The following is an 18965-nucleotide window of genomic DNA, read 5'->3' as shown; positions in this document are numbered from 1 at the left end:
AACTTGAGGGCAAACATATTTTTTGCACAAATTAGGCGCTGCGGCGACATTCTTGATGGACACCTTGCTCGGCGTTTTCGTAGAAGGCTATGACTTCCGGAATTATTTGATTGAGGTTTCCGGCTCCGAGAAAGAGGGCAATGTCACCAGGGTGGAGATTTTCTTTAAGAAATTGGCACACCGACTGAAGAGAAGGTTCGTACCTCACTTGGAGGTGGTGTTTGGCGATCTCCTCTACCACCACTTGACCGCTAATTTGGCCTGGATTTGGTTCGCCTGCACTATAAATGTCAGAGACGATCGCAAGGTCGGCATTATTGAAGCACTGGCCAAATTCTGATAAGAAGGCAAGGGTACGACTGTAACGGTGAGGTTGAAAGATGGCTACAACCCTTCCAGACGAAGAATTTGACAATTCCTTGGCTTGGATGCGTGCGGCTGCCAGCGTGGCGCTAATTTCGCTGGGGTGGTGGGCGTAGTCGTCAATAAAGCGGATGCCATTCACTTCGCCTCGATGTTCAAAGCGACGGCGGGCTCCCTCAAAAGTAGCTAGAGCATTTGCAATAACCGAAAATTCCAAGCCCAAGTGACGACCAACTGCGATCGCTGCCAGTGCGTTACTGAGATTATGTTCTCCCAACAACTTAAAATTGAACTGCCCCAGGATTTTTCCTCGCTCCCAAACCCGTGCGGTAGTTCCATCAGCACGATACACAGCACAATCTGCCGTATAGTCAGCGCCAGAATCCGGCTGTAGGCTATAGCTAATTGTCGGTTTTAGCCGATCGCGGACAGTGGCGCAGTCAATGCAACCAACCGTAATTTGACAGCGCTGTGCAAATACTTGGAATGTGGTTATCACCTCTTCCAGGTTTTCGTAGTGGTCTGGATGATCGAGTTCGATGTTAGTCACCACCCCAATTTGGGCGGAAAGCTTGACGAGAGAGCCATCGGATTCATCTGCCTCAGCGACCAGATAATCGCCTTGTCCCATCCGAGCATTGCCTTCCCATGCCGTCACCTCTCCCCCGACTACAATTGTCGGGTCTAGACCAGCCACCAGCAGCAAATACCCGATCGTACTGCTGGTGGTAGTTTTACCGTGAGTACCCGCCACTGCAATGCTGTAGTAATCCTCAATTAAGGCGGCCAGCAAATCCGATCGATGGAAAATCGGGCAACCTAACTCAAGTGCGGCTCGATACTCAGCATTGGCGGGATTGATTGCTGTGGAACAAATAACCTGAGGCAAGACAGCTGTTGGGAGCGAGACTAAAGAGCGAGCTTCCTTTTTGCTGGTTTGTTCCGTCATTCGGAGAGTTGTTGAGCCTACACTAACCGTGGCGGTCGCTTCGGCGGCACAACCCGAGTCTGCTTCCAGCTGGAAGAACTCTAAATTTGTCGCGTCTTGACTACCAAAGATGTGAGCCCCTATTGCCTGTAATCGCTGAGTAATGTGACTTGGGCGAATATCCGAGCCGGATACAGGCAGTTTCCGTTTCGCTACAACGTAGGCGAGAGCTGACATTCCAATTCCACCTATACCGATGAAATGAAATGGCTTCCCGCTAAAATCTACTGAATTTAGCATTTTAGCTCCTTACACACCACACAAAGACCGCACTGCACCCATAACAGGCGATATCATAGCAGGAATTATTTTTTCACGATACAGCTTTAATGCTGATTCGGCTCAATACCCAAAAGATGTATTTCCTGGAAATTTATGCAGTTATGCTAGAGGTTACGGCATTTTTTGACAATTTTTCCAGTGGTCTACTATTTTTACTTTTAAGCGTGGAATCTATTACCGCTCCGGAAATCATGTTCGAGTATGGGGAAAGTGGCAATTTTCGGGGGTACGTTCGATCCCGTTCACTGGGGACACCTGTTGATGGCAGAGACAGCGCTGAGTCAGTTCGGGCTAGATAAAGTTATCTGGATACCGGCTCGCTGCCCTCCTCACAAATCGCAGTCTTGTTGGTTAGATTTTGAGCATCGTTGGGAATTAGTGCGATTGGCTATTTGCGATCGCTCAGCTTTTGCGATCCTGCCAAGATCCTGCCAGCCGATCGGTTATTCTTACGCCATTGACACGCTGGAAGACCTCCAGTCTCTTTATTCCCACACCCATTTGTGCTGGATTATTGGCCTAGATGCCTTTCAAACCTTACCGCGATGGCACCGGCGTCAGGAACTCGTGCCAGCCTGTGAGTGGCTGGTGGCACCCCGCCCAGACGCCTTTGGCAACTCCTCAGTTGATTCGCTCTGTCAGCAGGTTGCCCAAAAGCTGGAGTCCCAGTCGATCGCAATTCGCTGGCAGGCTCTGCAAATGCCCAGCGTGGGTATCTCATCAAGTCTGATTCGCCAGTACTATCGCCAAGGTCGATCGATTCGTTACCTCGTTCCCGAAGCGGTGAGAACCTACCTGCAACTGCAAGTAAGTTCTCACCCCGATAATTGAAAAATCAGAGCAAACGCCCACTTATTGGCCCGATCGCACCAAATTCATCTTAATTTCAGCCAAATTAGTCCGATCGCAAACAACTTACAACGGTTCGATTTATCCACCCTTTGCGATATGATCTGGTTCATCACTAGGGATAGATCAATTGAGTAGACAGAGGGCAAGACGCAGTGATTAGAGTAGCAATCAACGGTTTTGGACGCATCGGACGCAACTTCATGCGCTGTTGGACAGGCAGAAAAGATAGTCAAATTGAGGTTGTTGGTATCAATGACACCTCCGATCCAAAAACCAACTCCCACTTGCTAAAATATGACACCATGCTGGGGAGGTTTGATGCTGACATAAGTCACGATGAAAATTCCATCATCGTAAACGGCAAGACGGTCAAATGTGTATCGGATCGCAATCCAGAGAATTTGCCCTGGAAAGCTTGGGATATTGACCTGATCATCGAATCGACCGGCGTCTTTGTCAGCAAGGAAGGGGCATCCAAGCATTTAACTGCTGGTGCCAAGAAGGTTCTGATTACCGCTCCTGGTAAAGGCGATGACGGTACTTTTGTGTATGGGGTCAATCACGACCAGTATGACCACGAAAAGCATTGGATCATTAGCAATGCCAGCTGTACCACCAACTGTCTGGCTCCGATTGCTAAGGTGTTGCACGAACAATTCGGCATCATCAAAGGTACGATGACCACCACTCACAGTTACACTGGTGACCAGCGCTTACTAGATGCTAGCCACCGGGATTTGAGAAGGGCAAGAGCGGCGGCGATGAACATTGTGCCGACCTCGACTGGTGCAGCTAAAGCAGTTTCTCTGGTTTTGCCAGCACTAAAGGGTAAGCTCAATGGTATCGCTTTGCGAGTTCCTACCCCTAATGTTTCTGTGGTGGATTTGGTAGTTATTGTCGAGAAAAGGACGTTTGCTGAAGAGGTGAACCAAGTCCTGAAGGAAGCTGCGAACAATTCGTTGAAAGGTGTTCTGGAGTACAGCGACCTAGAGCTGGTTTCGTCGGATTATCGCGGTACTGATGCCTCTTCGATCGTGGATGCCAGTCTGACAATGGTCATGGATGGCGATATGGTCAAGGTTGTGGCTTGGTATGACAACGAGTGGGGTTACAGCCAACGGGTTGTCGATCTCGCCGAACTGGTGGCTCAGAAGTGGACTTGATTAGTTAGTCATTAGTCATTAGTCATTGGTCATTAGTTTTTTTATTCCGAGCGCAAGGGTGGGCGAACAAAACTAATGACTCGTATACTTTTTGTCTCCTATGCTCCTTTATGGGTAAGGAAGATCGATGACAAGGTGACTGATGGCTAGCTGACTAATTTTAATGCTGTTAAATAGCAAGTTTGTCGGTTAATTAGTTAGGGTGGGTATTGCCCACCCTAACTAATTGGTGGAACGAGCTAGTAGTGGAGCAGCTTGTAACAAGGTTTGGGTATAAGGATGTTGGGGATTGGTAAAAATATCTCTGGTATTCCCTAGTTCTACTATGCGACCGGCATTCATTACGGCGATACGATCGCAAAAAAACCTCGCTACCGAAAGATCGTGAGTAATAAACAAATACGTCAGATCGAAATCTCGCTTTAGTTCTAACATTAGCTCCAGTACCTGCGTCTGAACATGAGCATCGAGCATACTTACAGGTTCGTCGCAGATAATGAGTTTGGGTCGGGTAATCAAGGCCCGTGCGATCGCTACCCGTTGTTGCTGTCCCCCAGATAGACCGGATGGGTATCGGTTGTAGTACTCAGATGCTGGTGTTAAACCCACTCGCTCCAACATCTGGATCACCTGCTTTTTAGCCTCTCCCGGTTCGGCCAGTTTGTGAATAAACAGGGGATCGGCGATACTTTGTCCTACCGTCATGCGGGGATTGAGGCAAGCATGGGGGTCTTGAAATATCATTTGGATTTGCCGCCGAGTCAGCCGCATAGACTCGCGAGACAGGTTAGTTAGTTCCGCTCCGAGAAACTCTACCTTCCCAGAAGTAGGCTTCCGCAGTTGCAAAATTGTTCGCGATAAGGTACTTTTTCCACAACCGGATTCTCCTACCAATCCCAGTATTTCACCAGGATAAAGTTCTAAACTGACACCATCTACAGCTTTGATAACAGGAATATTTTTGGAAAACAACTGTTGGAGCAAATTACCTTCCAGAGTGTAGTGCTGCTTCAAATCGTTGAGGCGCAGTATTGGTGATTGGGAATTGGGAAGATTTTGAGGAATGAGTTTTGAGTTTTGAGTTGAAAAATTCCCCCACTCCTCCGCTCCCCCACTCCCCCACTCCTCCGCTCCCCCACTCCCCCACTCCCCTGCTCCTCTGCTCCTCTGCCTCTGCTCCCCCGCTTCATCGTCGCTGACGGCTTGAATGTGGAGGGCGGCTTGGAGAAGCGATCGCGTATATTCGTGTTGGGGATGTTGGAGGACTGATTTGGTGAAACCAGATTCGACGATTTTGCCAGCATACATCACAGCCATACGATCGCAGTATTCACCCACCATTGCCAAATCGTGGGAGATTAACAGCAAAGCCATATCCCGTTCCCGACAAAGCCGCGTTAGTTCCTCCAAAATTTGAGCCGAAACGGTAACGTCCAAGCTGGTAGTCGGTTCATCTGCCACAATCAGTTTAGGATTGAGAAGTAAGGCAAGTGCGATCGCAACCCGCTGTCTCATCCCACCGCTAAACTCGTGGGGATACTGCGACCAACGATTTGCCGGGATCTTCACAGCCTCCAGCGTTTCAATCGCCTTTTCCTTCGCTTGACGCCGCGACAAATGGGATTGATGAGCTTTGAGCGTTTCCACGCAGTGATCCCCAATTGTCATCAGAGGATCGAGGCGCGTCATCGGGTCTTGAAAAATTAGCGCCACCGCTTCCCCTCGAAATCGGCGCAGCTGAGCAGGAGTCAAATCTAAAACAGATTCACCTTCAAAGCGGATATTTCCTTCAACCAGGCTGTCGGGTGGTAGCAACCGCATAGCAGCGCGTCCCAGCGTTGATTTGCCGCAGCCAGATTCACCCACCAATCCCAAGCGTTCCCCCGATTTGAGGGTAAAAGAGACATCATCCACAGCCCAACTTATGGACGAAGATTCCCCCTCTCTAGAAGCAGACTGGTAACTAGGATAAGCTACCCGCAAATTTTCCACGCCAAATAGCACTTTGTCATTAGTCATTCGTCATTTGTCCTTTGTCATTGCTGATTAGTCATTAGACATTACAGGACTTACGCAAAAACCTTGGTTTTCCCCCCCCTTTGCCCCCTCCCCTTGCCCCAAATCCCCTCTCCTCATTCCCCCCAGATTTGGGGGGCTGGGGGGCGAAATTCCCCCCAGATTTGGGGGGCTAGGGGGGAGAAGAGCGTAAGTCCTAACATTAGTGAAAAGTTCTTTGCTAATGACTAATGACTGATGACTAATGACTGATATCAATTATCGAATCGTCGCATCAGGTAGGCGACCCCAAACTCTCCACAAGGATGTTTTTCCAAAACATCTGCAAGCTTAAACACCATTGCCGCTACTTCTGGCCCCAGTTTATCAATTGTGGCCTGTCGCTCTTTCTCGGCCAGTTCCTGCTCCCGCGCCCGCATTTGCCATTCAGGGGAAAACATATGCGCCACCTGTGTGTGCAGCCCCAACTCTGCCAAGACATCCCACTCGCCCTTGTCGCACCATATCCCGCCACAATACATACAGCGCTCTACGTAAAACGGTGTCCTAAAGTGAACCTTGGCTCGCGATAGATAGTGCTGACAGTCTGGACAAAGGGCGGCTTTGGCATCAAAGGGAGACTGGACAAAATCCACATTTACAGATTGAGTCAGCATCTGTGGCTCTACCTGCTGTTGAGGTTGACGGGCTTGCCAGCTTTGATATTCATCAGCAGGAATCCAACTACCTTGACAATCAGGGCAGTGCTTTACAGATAAATTCTTAGCGAAGGTGCTATCAACGAGCTTCACCTGCTTATCTTTCGGACATTGCACAGTTTCTCTATCCTTGCCTAAACTACATTCATAATATTGAAACAGGTTTGCATCCTGGCTTTTTATTTATTGAACTTGCAGAAGTGCTTGGCAGTAGGCAATCAGAGTATGAAGGCGATCGCTTATCTTAGTCAGTCTAGCTTGTGCTGTTTCGCTTCGACGTGCTGCTTGCAAAAACATCACGTCTATTCCTAAGAGTCGCAGTTCCTTATCGATTTCGGTTAAATATGACTGAACGCTCGGCAAAGTAGCCGAATCTAGTCCATCACCGCTCAAATTGGCAATTTGACTTTGAAAAATTTGTTGTACTTGGCCGAAACTATCCCGCAGCTTCACTGAGTCCGCTTTCTCTTGTGCAGCTGTCTGTTGCAGTTGCTCTAGGGCTTGTTGGAATTTTTGATAGCGGACACTAAGATTGGGCGGTAACATTCAGGAAATCTATCCTTGCGATAGAATCAATGTAAAGAATTTTGTCTTTTAATTTAAGATAAATAGTAACCAAAAGCTAGCTGGAGGGTGCCCAGCCAGTCCTCAATTCTGGATGGGTAGGGCTTGGTTCAGGGTTTTTCGACTTGAGCTGTATTTCTGATTCTCAAGTTCATGGCTAAGAGCCAAAGTCCTTACAAGCGTTGACGTTAGAGGAATATGCTCCTCCAGCCGATCGAAGAAAAAGTGTTTTAAAGGCAAGATCCCAACTCGGTAATCAGCACTATAGGCAGGGTGAAAGCCTACAACAAGTTTTACATTTTGGAGAGCGATCGCATTCCCGAATAAGAATATTCTTAAAGATCCCCGGCTTGATTTTGCTCTCTAGCAAGGGCGGCCAACAGCCCTACAAAAGCAACAAAATATCCAAAAATACCACAATTGTGGCGTAAATCGGCTAAAAACCTTCTATTTTTAAGGATTAAGTCCAAAATTATGAACGTAATTGCTCCAACTTCCACTCCCACTATTAATTGCGTAATCCCTGACTGGTTACAGGAATGTTTATGTGCTGGGCCAGACGCCTGCGATCCCGCAGACACAGGGTTAGTTTGTCGAGCTTTTGAATTTGCTTATCAGCTGCACGACGGTCAGTATCGGAAATCGGGAGAACCTTACATCTGTCACCCCGTCGCAGTAGCTGGATTGTTGCGCGACCTTGGGGGATCGGGTGCTATGATCGCAGCCGGTTTCCTCCACGACGTTGTTGAAGATACAGAAGTCACCGTCGAAGAAATAGAGCAGCGGTTTGGCCCAGAAGTGCGGCGTTTGGTAGAAGGTGTGACCAAACTCGCGAAGTTTTCCGAAAATTTCTCCAGCAAAACCGAGCGACAAGCCGAAAACTTTCGCCGGATGTTCTTGGCAATGGCTCAAGATATTCGGGTAATTGTGGTGAAGCTGGCCGATCGCCTGCATAATATGCGAACCCTCGAACACCTGACTGACGAAAAACGTCGGCGCATAGCTTTGGAAACGCGAGAAATTTTTGCGCCGCTGGCTAATCGCCTGGGAATTGGGCGCTTTAAGTGGGAACTGGAAGATTTGTCGTTCAAGTATCTGGAAACAGAATCATACCGTCAAATCCAAGAGTTAGTTGCCGAGAAGCGGACCGATCGCGAAGCCAGACTGGCAGGAGTAACGGAAATTTTGCGCCAGGGTCTACAACAAGCGGGAATAAATTGCTCAGACATCAGCGGACGACCCAAGCACCTTTATAGCATCTACCAAAAGATGCAGCGCCAGCAAAAGGAATTTCACGAAATTTACGATCTGGCTGCTATCCGCATGATTGTTCAGTCGAACGACGAATGCTATCGCTCTTTGGCTGTCGTTCACGATGCCTTTCGACCAGTTCCAGGCAGATTTAAGGACTACATCGGTCTACCCAAACCGAATCGCTATCAGTCATTGCATACAGTTGTGATTGGCCCGACGGGGCGTCCGATCGAGGTGCAGATCCGCACCCTGCAAATGCACCAGATAGCGGAATATGGGATTGCCGCTCATTGGAAGTATAAGGAAACGGGTCGGTCTAACAATACGCAGGTGACAGGATCGGATGAAAAGTTTACCTGGTTGCGACAGCTGCTGGAATGGCAAAACGACCTGAAAGATGCTCAGGAATACATCGAAAGCGTCAAAGATAATTTATTTGAAGATGATGTTTATGTATTCACGCCAAAAGGCGATGTGATTTCCCTCAGTCAAGGTGCGACGACCGTAGATTTTGCCTATCGGATACACACAGAGGTGGGAAACCACTGTGCTGGTGCTAAGGTGAATGGGCGAATGATGCCGCTGGGTACGCCGCTGAAAAATGGTGACATTGTGGAGATTGTGACGCTGAAAAATGGCCACCCCAGCTTGGACTGGCTCAATTTTGTGGTGACTCCTTCCGCAAGAAACAGGATTCGGCAGTGGTACAAGCGCAGTACCCGCGACGAAAATGTCGCACGCGCTAGGGATCTGCTAGAAAAGGAATTGGGCAAAAGCGGTTTTGAAGCTTTGCTGAAGTCCGCTCCGATGCTGGCGGTGGCGGAGCGTTTTAATTACCACAGCGTAGAAGATTTACTAGCTGCCTTGGGTTATGGGGAAGTGACGCTTAATATGGTGGTGAATCGCATCCGAGAAGCGGTGAAAGGTCAGCAACCGATCGCACTTGCTCTGGAGGCGCTACCCCTTATCCCCACAACACCACGCACTCTGCCATCTGCTAGCAGCAGTAAGGGTACGGCTCAAAAGAGTTTTAACTCCCCGATTGTGGGCGTCGAAGGGTTGCTTTATTACCTAGCTGGCTGTTGCAACCCAATTCCCGGCGAACAGATTCTTGGGGTCGTTACCCGCAGCAGTCGCGGCATTTCTATTCATCGGCAAGGCTGTCCCAATGTGGAAAGTGTGGAAGGCGATCGCCTTGTGCCCGTTAGCTGGAACCCGATCGATTCCGACAGCCTTCGTCCTCAGACCTATCCTGTCAACATTCAAATTGAAGTACTCGATCGCGTAGGCGTTCTCAAAGATATTTTATCTCGCCTGACAGATAATAATGTCAACGTGCGAAATGCTCAGGTAAAAACCTTTGATGGACGCCCTGCCTTGATCGAGTTAGGCATTGATATCCGCGACTCCAATCAACTGGAGCGCATTTTCACACAAATTAAGAAATTGAGCGATATTCTAAATCTGCGCCGCATCAGCCAGGTGGACGAATAAAGTCTCAAACTGCTTTGCGACGCTAATTTAGCTGGCTCGGTTCCCAAGGCAGAAATCCTCAATTTTTAAGGTCAGCAGAGCCACACACAATAACTTACAACGATTAGTATAGGAGAAGTTTGCTTTCTATCAAAATTTTAATGGCTTTCAATTTTGCCAAGCGCATCTCCATTGTCGGAACAACAGTAGCCCTAGCTACTCTCGTACCCGGTATTGCCTTTTCACAACCCTCAACCCCCAATACCCCCAATACTCGTCCTGCAACTCCTGCAAACCCTTCTAATCGCCCAGCTTCAATAGAAGAGGCATTAAATCTCACACCTCAACAGGTGCAAGACATACGGGACATTCTCGTCAAGAGACAACAACAAATTGAGGCAGAATTAACACCAGCCCAGCGCAGTAGTTTTACCCAAGCTGTTCAAGCTGGTCAAAACCCCGGTTTAGCCCTACGTTCTTTGAATCTGGAAACAGAGAAGATAGCTCGTATTCGCTCGATCGTGGAGACTTCTAACCAGCAAATTAAAGGGGTTCTAACTCCAGAACAACTACAACGATTGCAAAATCAAGTCCAGCCGAACCGTCCCAGCGGTCAACGATAGGCTACGGTCTACTTGTAGGGTGCATAGCAATGCACCCTACTCTAATATAAAAATGAATTAAAATTAAACCCAATGACGATCGCCGCAACTCCAAAAAACCAAAATTTTCCCAACCCTTTACTTACACTTAATTACGAACCGGCCCTGGAAGCCTTGGGAGATGATTATTATGATGAAGTCGCAGCGGCTGAATTTCCTAAGCATATTTTGCGGTTCCGCAACGACCAACTGCTACCCCTACTGGGACTAAACCCCGAAGCAGTTACAGACGACCATTTCATTCAAGCTTTTGGTAAATTTGAGGAACGTCGGCCTTTTTTGGCTTTGCGGTACCACGGTTATCAGTTTGGCGAATACAACCCATTTTTGGGCGATGGGAGAGGCTTTCTCTACGGTCAAGTTCGCGGAACTGATGGCGAACTCTACGACTTCGGCACCAAAGGTTCTGGTCGGACGCCTTACTCTCGCGGTGGTGATGGTAGCTTAACGCTTAAAGGCGGCGTGCGGGAAGTGCTGGCAGGTGAAATGCTGCACCAAATGGGTGTGAGGACATCTCGCTGTTTGAGCATGATTGAGACTGGCCAATCTTTATGGCGAGGAGATGAACCATCACCAACTCGGTCATCGGTGATGATACGTTTTAGCCGATCGCATATCCGCTTTGGCACGTTTGAGCGTTTGCTCTATATCGGTCGCAAAGATTTAACTCAAAAGCTTTTAGACCACGTAATTGAGCAGTATTACCCAACTTTACAAGGAAAGGCTGACAAGTATGCGCTATTCTACGCAGAATTAGTGCAAAGGGTGGCAGAATTGGTGGCTCAATGGATGGCTGCTGGCTTTTGTCATGCGGTTCTGAACACAGATAATATGTCAATTACGGGTGAAAGTTTTGATTATGGCCCTTATGCTTTTATCCCTACTTATAATCCGCAATTTACAGCCGCATATTTTGATTATTATGGGCGTTACAGTTACGAAAATCAACCGGGTATTTGTCGGTTAAATTTAGAAATGCTCCATCCACCATTAGCTGCGATAATTCCGAGCGCTGATATGGAAGCTGCATTAGCCAATTTTGAAGCTCATTATCTGTTGAGCTATCAGCAGTTCATGCTAAATAAGTTGGGTTTCGATCGACTGGAAATACCAGAAGCAGATAAATTGATCTATCTAACAATTCAGCTTTTGAATGATACTCAGGTAGGTTATCACGAGTTCTTTGCAGAACTAAGACAGCAGTTTTCTAGTAACTGGCGAGAAGATGCCGATCTAATCTTTAGCGGTGCTTCTATTGTACAGTCATCTGAGCAGGTTGATTTGTTAAATAATTGGCGAAAATTGTATCATCGTGTTTTGAATAGTTTGTCGCCAGAGGAGATGGATAAGGTTGAGGCGATGTTACGCCGCAATCCCAAAACGGTCATACTTCGCCCGGTAATAGAAGCCATTTGGGAACCGATTGTACAAGATGATAATTGGCAACCGTTTTACGATCTGTTGAACCGTATTAAGTCTAACAATTAGCGATTCGCTTTCGTAAAGTGGGCTATACCCACCTTGGCGATCTATAGAGCGGTTGCTATATCGCGGCTTGGCAGCGTGGCTGTAAGCAAGGATATTGGATGTTAGTAAAAGCTGTTCTTACTAAAAAGTGAGACAGCCTACCATCTTTTTAGATATAATTATAATGAGGTGGCCGTTCTTAAAGCTATCTGTTTTATTCTACTTCAATCATGGGATTAAACAATGAACTATCTAGAACAATTAGAAACTTACAAAAAGGTTATTTCCATATCTGAAAGGCTTTACTTATCTTTGCCTAATATTACACAATTGGATTACAGATATAAGTGGGCAAGTAGTTTATTTATTCATCTAATAACTCAAGCAAAAAGTATTTTGACGCTATTGCCCGCATCCGAGTCCAATTTGCTAAATGACAACTCTCATAATGGGGATTTATCTTCAATAGCAAGTTTAATAATGAATTTAACTGAGACTTATCAAATGTTCTATTACTTAAGTGTAGATAATATTACTGAAGAAGAGGCGGAGCTTAGAGCTTTATTAATGCTGTTACATCAAAATGCAGAAGAAGAAGAGTTCGCAAAAAAAATGGATGCCAATCCTATTGATATTGAAACTTATAAACAAGAAAAAAATCGTTTAAGGGAAAAAGTAAAGACTAATAATTACTACTCCAAAATATCTGAGTTGCCACCAGATAATATCTATAATTTTATAGGTAAAAACAATGATGAATTTTACAGATTCTTGAAAAATAAAAAAGGGCACTGTTTAAATGCCAAAGAAATAAACAAAAAAATGCTTTTTAAAGTTGCGGGTGATTTGCCATCAAACGAAGTTTTTACTGATTTGGAAGCTTCTTCTCAAATTAATGTGGAACTCGGTGCTAAACGTTTTGATGGCTTAGATACATATTTTTCAAATCATACTCATGCTTCTCTCTGGTCTATATCTGAAATGAGTTATGAAATTCAAGTACGAGATGACACTAAGCACTTTTTTTCTTTAAGTATTAGACATGGTATATTTTATATAGGTATAGCTATATTCGATATATTAGAAATTTTTTCCGACTCTAATATTGATATAAATAATCAAGATACTATAGCGCTACGCGCTGGTCTAGTTACAGATTAGAATAGAGTACGCTGAGCTATCCAGAGGTTCAATTCAGTATTTGTAAATACGCCAGCGCGTAGCGCTATAACTTCCTAGCTGAAAAAATAATTGAGTATGTTTGTTCCTTAAAAATTATAAAATCAAACAAATAGGGGGGTTATTTTAATTAAAACACCTTGGATTTTAATTGAGCAAGTTAGTTAGGCAAACGATAAATTGGGTAAAGAAGTTCGTCTATAAAATTTTTTAGGTATGTTGTTGCGCTTCAGCGCTATCTTAAAGAGCGCTGAAGCGCAACAACATACCAAATATTTAACTATTTGTATGGGAAGCTCTGGTATCTAACAACATTACAAAGGTTTGTCTATTGTTAAATGTGACATCAATTACTGGGTTTCCACCCTGGCGAAGGTTGATTTTGACTTGAAATACTTCCGATTTTTGTTTTAAGGCTTCTCTAGCTTTGGAAATAATAGACTCAATTAAACAAGTTAATTTAAGTGGCGCGATCGCCTTTTATCTCGCACCCGCCGGACTACCCACAAAGCCAAAAAATAGCTGCCAACAGCACAGACGGACGCCACAACCAAGCAGCCGACAAGCAGATCTGTGACAAACTCAGTTCCCAATTGCATGATATCCTGCCAGGAGTTAAAACTTTGAGCAGAAAAAGACTGCGCCTTAGAGCCTAACAGCCATTGACCGACTTGAAAATTAAACGCATAAATTGGTACTCCTGTCAATGGATTACTAATCCAAGTCGCTGTTGCCGCGACCATTTTATTCCCTCGTATCAAAGCCGCTATGAGGATGGCAACGGCCATTTGTGTAGCAATTAGGGGAAATAAACCGGCGAAAACTCCAGCCGCTACACCTCTGGCAAGAGATTCCGGAGTGCCTCGCAAGCGGATGAAGCGTAAGTAAAAGTAATGCAGGCTGCGCCGCCAACGCTGCTGAAAGCGTTTCGATTTTCGGGATCGAGATGGAGTTTGTTTTGTCAGTTGGGTTAGTAACCTTTGGGTACAGTTTTTAGACATTGGTGCCAAAGCTTTAGCAAATTTTGTCGTTAAACTAAACCAATAAACTTAATTACTCCCTTTCCGCTAGAAGAATATCTATGCTCTTCGCTGGGGAGGGCGAAGCATTCCGTAAATAGTCCTTGGTTTAAGGCGACAGATTATCGCCGGAATGCTAATGCCTACGGCACGCTGAGCGAACGCCCCTACATAATCTTGTGGTGGGAAGGGATAATTATTAAGTTAAACGATCGCCTGGTCGGTAGACAGCACCTGGAGAATGATCCCCATTGATTTCGATGACTAAATCTACCCAGTTTGGGTTTCTTGCCAAAGGCTTTACGAACAGATCCGGGTGGAGACTTCGCCAAAAATACTCAACAAATCGATCCACCGTTTCATCTGCCATTCCAGATTTGCCAGCTGCTCGAGCTTTTTGTTCCGCCTGACGCCGCCACTGCTGGGAGAGGCGATAATCAGCAGGATACAGCACCATCAACCGATCCAATCGTTCCCACAAAGGTACATAATCTTGTAACTTAGCATTCATATCGCGGGCAAAAGTACGATCGGCTTCTGTGAGGATAGGCGCAGGTGCAGTGTCGAAAGCAGCTGGATCGATCGGTCGAACGCCTACAAACCAACCTTCAAATAGCACAATATCTATATTCTCCACTACTTCCGATCGGGTGCGATCGCCTTCTCCACCCCAAGCAGATTTATCAAAGCGGGGAACTTGAATCGATTTTGGATTTTGGATTTTGGATTTTAGATTTTCAATTTCTTCTAATCCCAAATCGTTTGACTGACGCAATTTATCCAAAACCGCAATACCCAACTGGACATCGTGGGTTCCTGGTGGGCCACGCCATATTAAGCGGGGATCTTTTTCTTTGAGAAGTTGGCGATCGGCATAAGTTTTGTAAAGGTCATCGAGGGAAAGGCTGAGCGTGCGGTAGCCAAGATGATTCAGAATTATCTTGAGAATTGCGGCTAGTGTAGTTTTGCCGGTTCCCTGTCCTCCCAAAATCCCTTGAATGAGGGGGTGTCCCTGCTGCTGTCGGTATTCTGCTAGCTGCATCGCCAAGGGAAGCCAAAGGTTCCAGAGATTTTCCAGGATAACAGTTTCGCTGTGGAAACCAGTATTATGGCAGAATTGGATAACTTCTGAGTAGACGGATTGGAGAAGATGCGATCGCGCTTGGATAACTTTCCCCACATTTTCTGGTGTAATCCCAAACCCTTTTGCTCGCAATTGATCGGCAGAAGCCCAAATTTCCAGTTGTTGCTTGGTAGAGTTTGGTAGTGAGTCTCCTAATAACAACTGTTTGAGTACCTGACTTAGCGATCGACTCTCTGGCAGCATGGCATCACGATCCTAGCTTGAATGCTTCGATAAACAGGCTGTAAGTCAGACCAATTTTAAGAGCGTTTAACATCTCTATTAAGAGCGATCGCGAAGCTATCTGTCGGTTGGTACGGTAAAAAATCCGACTGGACAGCTCCGTAAATGCCACCAACAGTGCAGCCCCAACGATATCCCAGTCAGCAGCTTGTCCTGCTGTAGTCGGAATTGCCGTTCCCAGAAAAACGCCGAACAGCAAAGCGATCGTCACTAGCGATAGTCGCCGCCAAGGATTGCGAAACCAGCCGCCAACTTGATTGGCGATCGAATCTACTAGATTGTTGAGACGGGTATTTTGCATTGCTTGGTATGACGGAATGTGGCTTGGTGTCTCCTCAAGCTTGTTTTAATGCAAACGAACATATATTATACCAAAATTATCGGCTTTTCAGTCTAAAAATTGTTATATGTTGTGGACTCAACGCCAACGCCAGTTTGCGATCGAAACACTTCCGAATGGCAGCTGATTTTGCAACCCTAAGACTGAGCCGTGGGGCAGCCCTTCCAATTTGGCTGATTTTTTGCTAACTTGTCGTTTTGGTCGGCTACCAGTTTAAAGCCCGATCGAACCCCACCCCCAACCCCTCCCCGTCAACGGGGAGGGGAGAAAGACGCCCCTTTCCCCGTCAACGAAGAGTGGTAAGTCTTTCTCCCTCCTCTTTGTCAACGAAGAGTGGTAAGTTTTTCTCCCCTTTCCCCGTCAACGAAGAGTGGTAAGTCTTTCTCCCCTTTCCCCGTCAACGAAGAGTGGTAAGTCTTTCTCCCCCCTCTCCGAGATCGGAGAGGGGGGTTGGGGGGGGTGAGGTTTCCCACTACTCCCCTTTTGGTGATATCCACCTGTATCTACCCTATCCCCCCCAAATCGCAAATGAAATCTAAGCTTTATAGTTGGTTCTATTCTCTGGTTGCTGCAACGGGTAAGGTAAGATTCTATATTTCTTTATTTATACTATTTCCTTTAATTTTTCTTATTCAAGAAGCCCGACAAAAAAAGGTTTTTGAATTTGAGGTTAATTTTTTGCAATGGCTGCATGAAGTTATTAATCCTATAATTGGCTATATTTTATCAGTTTTTTATTTAATAGGAGATACACAGATTGCTGCCGTTGTAGTGGTGACAAGTATAGGCATACTTTGCTGGAAACGCTATTGGCGAGAAGCGATGACTTTAGCATTTGCTTCGTTGAGCGTTTTACTACTTGTTGATGAAATACTAAAACCATTTTTTGCTCGCCGTCGTCCCCCGGAGCGTATAGACAAAACTGCGGGAGGTTATGGCTTCCCCAGCGGTCACGCTACAGGCAATCTGGTGCTGTACTTTTATTTAGCTTCTCTTCTGGCAGCTAGATATCCTAAGCTCAGTATTTACATTTATGGTGTTACAACTTTGTTTCTGATCTTAATGGGCTTGAGCAGTATGTACCTAAGAGTACACTGGCCTTCTGATATCATTGGAGGTTATGCTTTTGGCTACATTTGGCTGACAATATGTTTGGCAATAATAAACTTCTCAAGTAAGAAAGAGAAAAAGTCTTAAAGGCGGTTAATGGTTAGGATAATAACGAGCGAGACAAGATGAAAAATCACAAAGCGAAAAATTGGTGGAAGGATTTTAAGAAAGAGCCAAATCTAAACTGGAACTTCTCAATTATCTGGTTGGTAGTAATTAGCTGCGTAGCTTTTTTGTGGTATTTGGGCAGCATCGGGTTGGTGGATAAGACAGAGCCGATGTTTGTGGAAGCGGCACGTCAGATGACGGTGACTGGGGACTGGATTACTCCTTATTGGAATGGTGAAACTCGTTTTGATAAACCGCCCTTGGTTTATTGGCTAATGGCGATCGCATTTAAAATTATCGGTGTTAATGAATGGGCGGCGCGACTTCCTTCAGCGCTTTTCGCGATCGCCCTGACAGCTTTAGGCTTCTATACACTGCGATATTTTGGTTTTCCCCGTCCCGCCACCGCCGTTGAGGAGCAAATCGGTCACCCAATTCAACGAGAACGCCAGTTGTGGATATCCGCCTGGATTGGTGCTGCCATCATAGCCTTAAATCCTGCCTGGATCGCTTGGGGACGAACTGGTGTGTCCGATATGCTGCTGGCAAGTACGATCGGCATGGCACTATTGACATTTTTTATTGGATATGCAGAAAAAGAAGGCAAAAGTCAAAAGGCAAAAGTCAAAAGAGATAATTATTTCTTTTCACTTCCCGAAGGTTGGTATATCGGGTTTTACGTCTTCATTGCCTTAGCTATTCTGGCCAAAGGGCCAGTGGGTGCAGTATTGCCAGCGCTGATTATTGGTGCTTTCCTGCTGTATGTGGGCAAATTTAGGGAAGTTTTGCAGGAAATGCGACTCGTGCAGGGTGTTTTAATTACGAGTGCGATCGCAATACCCTGGTTTGTTTTGGTGACTTTGGCAAATGGAAAAGCCTACATCGACACATTTTTTGGCTATCACAACCTTCAACGTTTCACCAGCGTTGTCAGCAGTCACCGTGGCCCCTGGTATTTTTACATTCCAGTAGTCCTAGTTAGCCTTGCGCCTTGGTCGATTTATTTGCCAATTGCGATCGGTCATTTGCGCTTCTGGCAAAGAGACAAGTGGAAAAAATCCCCACGCTCAACTCATCTGGGTTTATTTGCCCTATTTTGGTTTATTTGTGTCTTTGGCTTTTTCAGCATTTCCGTTACCAAACTTCCCAGCTACGTACTGCCCTTAATGCCAGCAGGAGCAATTATGGTAACGCTTTTCTGGAGCGACCAAATGAGGGGAACCCCACCCCCTGCCCCTCCCCGTCCCACGGGGAGGGGGGAATGGAGGGGGGAATGGGAGGGGAGCGGGAAAAATACTGGACTATTTATTAGTGCGATTTTTAACATCCTGTTCCTGATAATCCTTGCCGCTGGAACTTTCTTGAGTCCCAAATTAATGGGATATGACCCAGCCATGCCCCAAGTGCGTCAGATACTGCAACAATCAGGTTTGCCGATACTAAGCGGGATCGTCTGGGGAACAGCCGCTATTGCCAGCATCTTTTTGCTGTGGCGACAAAGCCGATGGCTTTGGAGTGCCAACTTGGCAGGATTTATGGCGTTTATGATTTTTGTCGCGCCACCCGCCGCCTTGCTAATTGACGAGCAGCGTCAGCTACCTTTGAGACAACTATCGGCCCTTGTCACTCAAGTAGAAAAGCCTGGAGAAGAGTTGATTGCGATCGGCTTCATCAGACCTAGCGTGGTATTTTATACCCAGAGAACCGTGAATTATATCAAAACATTCGAGGAAGCTTTTACCTACATTAAGGAAACAGCTGTTACTGTGCCAAATCCACCTACAGTCCTAATCCTCAGCAACCCTAAAGCCCTCGATCTAATAATTTTAAAGCGTCATCAATATCAAGAATTAGGCTCAGCTGGTGCTTTCAAACTGCTGCGAGTATCCAAAAGAGCGGCTAGGAGGTAGGGAAGGATATGGTTAAATCCCTCATTTTTACTACTTTCCCATCAGAAGATGATCTATTAACGCAAGTCGCTAGTTATATAATCGAGGCTGATATTAGGTACGTTGTTGCGCTTTAGCGCTCTTATACCAACTTGGATAAGAGCGCTAAAGC

At 46.1% G+C, this 18965-nt stretch carries 15 protein-coding genes; 8 read left to right on the top strand and 7 right to left on the bottom strand.

All coding sequences use genetic code 11. From position 1 onward, the window contains the following. Nucleotides 1-31 precede the first annotated feature (31 nt). Complete coding sequence (gene murC, locus LAY41_RS22845; protein ID WP_249103246.1) at nt 32-1591, bottom strand: UDP-N-acetylmuramate--L-alanine ligase; 1560 nt, start codon at nt 1589-1591, stop codon at nt 32-34. 243 nt (nt 1592-1834) lie between these two features. Between murC and nadD the strand changes: the two genes are divergently transcribed. Both nadD and LAY41_RS22835 read left to right on the top strand, forming a co-directional pair. Beyond that, complete coding sequence (nadD, locus tag LAY41_RS22840) at nt 1835-2464, top strand: nicotinate (nicotinamide) nucleotide adenylyltransferase (RefSeq protein ID WP_249103242.1); 630 nt, start codon at nt 1835-1837, stop codon at nt 2462-2464. 173 nt (nt 2465-2637) lie between these two features. Further along, nucleotides 2638-3648 (top strand): type I glyceraldehyde-3-phosphate dehydrogenase, encoded by a 1011-nt coding sequence (locus LAY41_RS22835; RefSeq protein WP_249103240.1) that lies wholly within the window; start codon nt 2638-2640, stop codon nt 3646-3648. A 222-nt stretch (nt 3649-3870) separates the two neighbouring features. Here LAY41_RS22835 and LAY41_RS22830 read toward each other — a convergent pair whose 3' ends face one another. From LAY41_RS22830 to patD, 3 genes are all read right to left on the bottom strand, one after another. Next, complete coding sequence (locus LAY41_RS22830; RefSeq protein ID WP_249103238.1) at nt 3871-5667, bottom strand: dipeptide ABC transporter ATP-binding protein; 1797 nt, start codon at nt 5665-5667, stop codon at nt 3871-3873. 251 nt (nt 5668-5918) lie between these two features. After that, nucleotides 5919-6479 (bottom strand): TFIIB-type zinc ribbon-containing protein, encoded by a 561-nt coding sequence (locus tag LAY41_RS22825; protein ID WP_338023043.1) that lies wholly within the window; start codon nt 6477-6479, stop codon nt 5919-5921. A 66-nt stretch (nt 6480-6545) separates the two neighbouring features. Beyond that, the gene (gene patD / locus LAY41_RS22820; protein ID WP_249103236.1) at nt 6546-6908 is read right to left on the bottom strand and encodes a heterocyst frequency control protein PatD; all 363 of its coding nucleotides are present in this window, start codon (nt 6906-6908) and stop codon (nt 6546-6548) included. 492 nt (nt 6909-7400) lie between these two features. On the opposite strand from patD, the gene LAY41_RS22815 reads away from it, so the two are divergent. From LAY41_RS22815 to LAY41_RS22800, 4 genes are all read left to right on the top strand, one after another. Then, the gene (locus tag LAY41_RS22815; RefSeq protein ID WP_249103235.1) at nt 7401-9674 is read left to right on the top strand and encodes a RelA/SpoT family protein; all 2274 of its coding nucleotides are present in this window, start codon (nt 7401-7403) and stop codon (nt 9672-9674) included. 140 nt (nt 9675-9814) lie between these two features. Next, nucleotides 9815-10276 carry a Spy/CpxP family protein refolding chaperone gene (locus LAY41_RS22810; protein WP_249103233.1) on the top strand — a complete coding sequence of 154 codons (462 nt, stop codon included), beginning with the start codon at nt 9815-9817 and terminating at the stop codon, nt 10274-10276. 72 nt (nt 10277-10348) lie between these two features. Then, complete coding sequence (locus LAY41_RS22805; protein ID WP_249103231.1) at nt 10349-11803, top strand: protein adenylyltransferase SelO; 1455 nt, start codon at nt 10349-10351, stop codon at nt 11801-11803. A 222-nt stretch (nt 11804-12025) separates the two neighbouring features. Beyond that, nucleotides 12026-12943 carry a hypothetical protein gene (locus LAY41_RS22800; RefSeq protein ID WP_249103230.1) on the top strand — a complete coding sequence of 306 codons (918 nt, stop codon included), beginning with the start codon at nt 12026-12028 and terminating at the stop codon, nt 12941-12943. A gap of 473 nt (nt 12944-13416) precedes the next feature. Here LAY41_RS22800 and LAY41_RS22795 read toward each other — a convergent pair whose 3' ends face one another. The 3 genes from LAY41_RS22795 to LAY41_RS22785 all read right to left on the bottom strand — a co-directional run bounded on the left by LAY41_RS22795 (nt 13417) and on the right by LAY41_RS22785 (nt 15647). Next, a complete protein-coding gene (locus LAY41_RS22795) occupies nt 13417-13962 on the bottom strand; it encodes a DUF2062 domain-containing protein (protein WP_249103228.1) in 546 nt (181 codons plus the stop codon). Between the two features lie 217 nt (nt 13963-14179). Further along, nucleotides 14180-15307 (bottom strand): glycerate kinase, encoded by a 1128-nt coding sequence (locus LAY41_RS22790; RefSeq protein WP_249103226.1) that lies wholly within the window; start codon nt 15305-15307, stop codon nt 14180-14182. Between the two features lie 4 nt (nt 15308-15311). Beyond that, nucleotides 15312-15647, bottom strand: a complete 336-nt coding sequence (locus LAY41_RS22785) for a DUF565 domain-containing protein (protein WP_249103224.1) — start codon at nt 15645-15647, stop codon at nt 15312-15314. 567 nt (nt 15648-16214) lie between these two features. Here LAY41_RS22785 and LAY41_RS22780 point away from each other — a divergent pair. Together LAY41_RS22780 and LAY41_RS22775 are read left to right on the top strand one after the other, a co-directional pair. Beyond that, nucleotides 16215-16883 carry a phosphatase PAP2 family protein gene (locus LAY41_RS22780; protein WP_249103221.1) on the top strand — a complete coding sequence of 223 codons (669 nt, stop codon included), beginning with the start codon at nt 16215-16217 and terminating at the stop codon, nt 16881-16883. Nucleotides 16884-16921: 38 nt separating this feature from the next. Beyond that, nucleotides 16922-18814, top strand: coding sequence for an ArnT family glycosyltransferase (locus LAY41_RS22775; protein ID WP_249103218.1), 1893 nt, complete (start codon nt 16922-16924; stop codon nt 18812-18814). The last annotated feature ends 151 nt before the right edge of the window (nt 18815-18965 follow it).

The sequence above is a fragment of the Argonema galeatum A003/A1 genome (assembly GCF_023333595.1).
GTDB classification, from domain to species: Bacteria; Cyanobacteriota; Cyanobacteriia; order Cyanobacteriales; family Aerosakkonemataceae; genus Argonema; species Argonema galeatum.
The sequence above is the reverse complement of the archived record's forward strand: the minus strand, read 5'-3'. Positions and strand labels throughout refer to the sequence as shown.

Excerpts from the sequence above, each read along its gene's own strand:
- murC (WP_249103246.1), bottom strand. The coding sequence starts at position 1,591 with ATGCTAAATTCAGTAGATTTTAGCGGGAAGCCATTTCATTTCATCGGT.
- nadD (WP_249103242.1), top strand. The coding sequence starts at position 1,835 with ATGGGGAAAGTGGCAATTTTCGGGGGTACGTTCGATCCCGTTCACTGG.
- LAY41_RS22830 (WP_249103238.1), bottom strand. The coding sequence starts at position 5,667 with ATGACTAATGACAAAGTGCTATTTGGCGTGGAAAATTTGCGGGTAGCT.
- patD (WP_249103236.1), bottom strand. The coding sequence starts at position 6,908 with ATGTTACCGCCCAATCTTAGTGTCCGCTATCAAAAATTCCAACAAGCC.
- LAY41_RS22815 (WP_249103235.1), top strand. The coding sequence starts at position 7,401 with ATGAACGTAATTGCTCCAACTTCCACTCCCACTATTAATTGCGTAATC.
- LAY41_RS22810 (WP_249103233.1), top strand. The coding sequence starts at position 9,815 with ATGGCTTTCAATTTTGCCAAGCGCATCTCCATTGTCGGAACAACAGTA.
- LAY41_RS22805 (WP_249103231.1), top strand. The coding sequence starts at position 10,349 with ATGACGATCGCCGCAACTCCAAAAAACCAAAATTTTCCCAACCCTTTA.
- LAY41_RS22800 (WP_249103230.1), top strand. The coding sequence starts at position 12,026 with ATGAACTATCTAGAACAATTAGAAACTTACAAAAAGGTTATTTCCATA.
- LAY41_RS22795 (WP_249103228.1), bottom strand. The coding sequence starts at position 13,962 with ATGTCTAAAAACTGTACCCAAAGGTTACTAACCCAACTGACAAAACAA.
- LAY41_RS22790 (WP_249103226.1), bottom strand. The coding sequence starts at position 15,307 with ATGCTGCCAGAGAGTCGATCGCTAAGTCAGGTACTCAAACAGTTGTTA.
- LAY41_RS22785 (WP_249103224.1), bottom strand. The coding sequence starts at position 15,647 with ATGCAAAATACCCGTCTCAACAATCTAGTAGATTCGATCGCCAATCAA.
- LAY41_RS22780 (WP_249103221.1), top strand. The coding sequence starts at position 16,215 with ATGAAATCTAAGCTTTATAGTTGGTTCTATTCTCTGGTTGCTGCAACG.
- LAY41_RS22775 (WP_249103218.1), top strand. The coding sequence starts at position 16,922 with ATGAAAAATCACAAAGCGAAAAATTGGTGGAAGGATTTTAAGAAAGAG.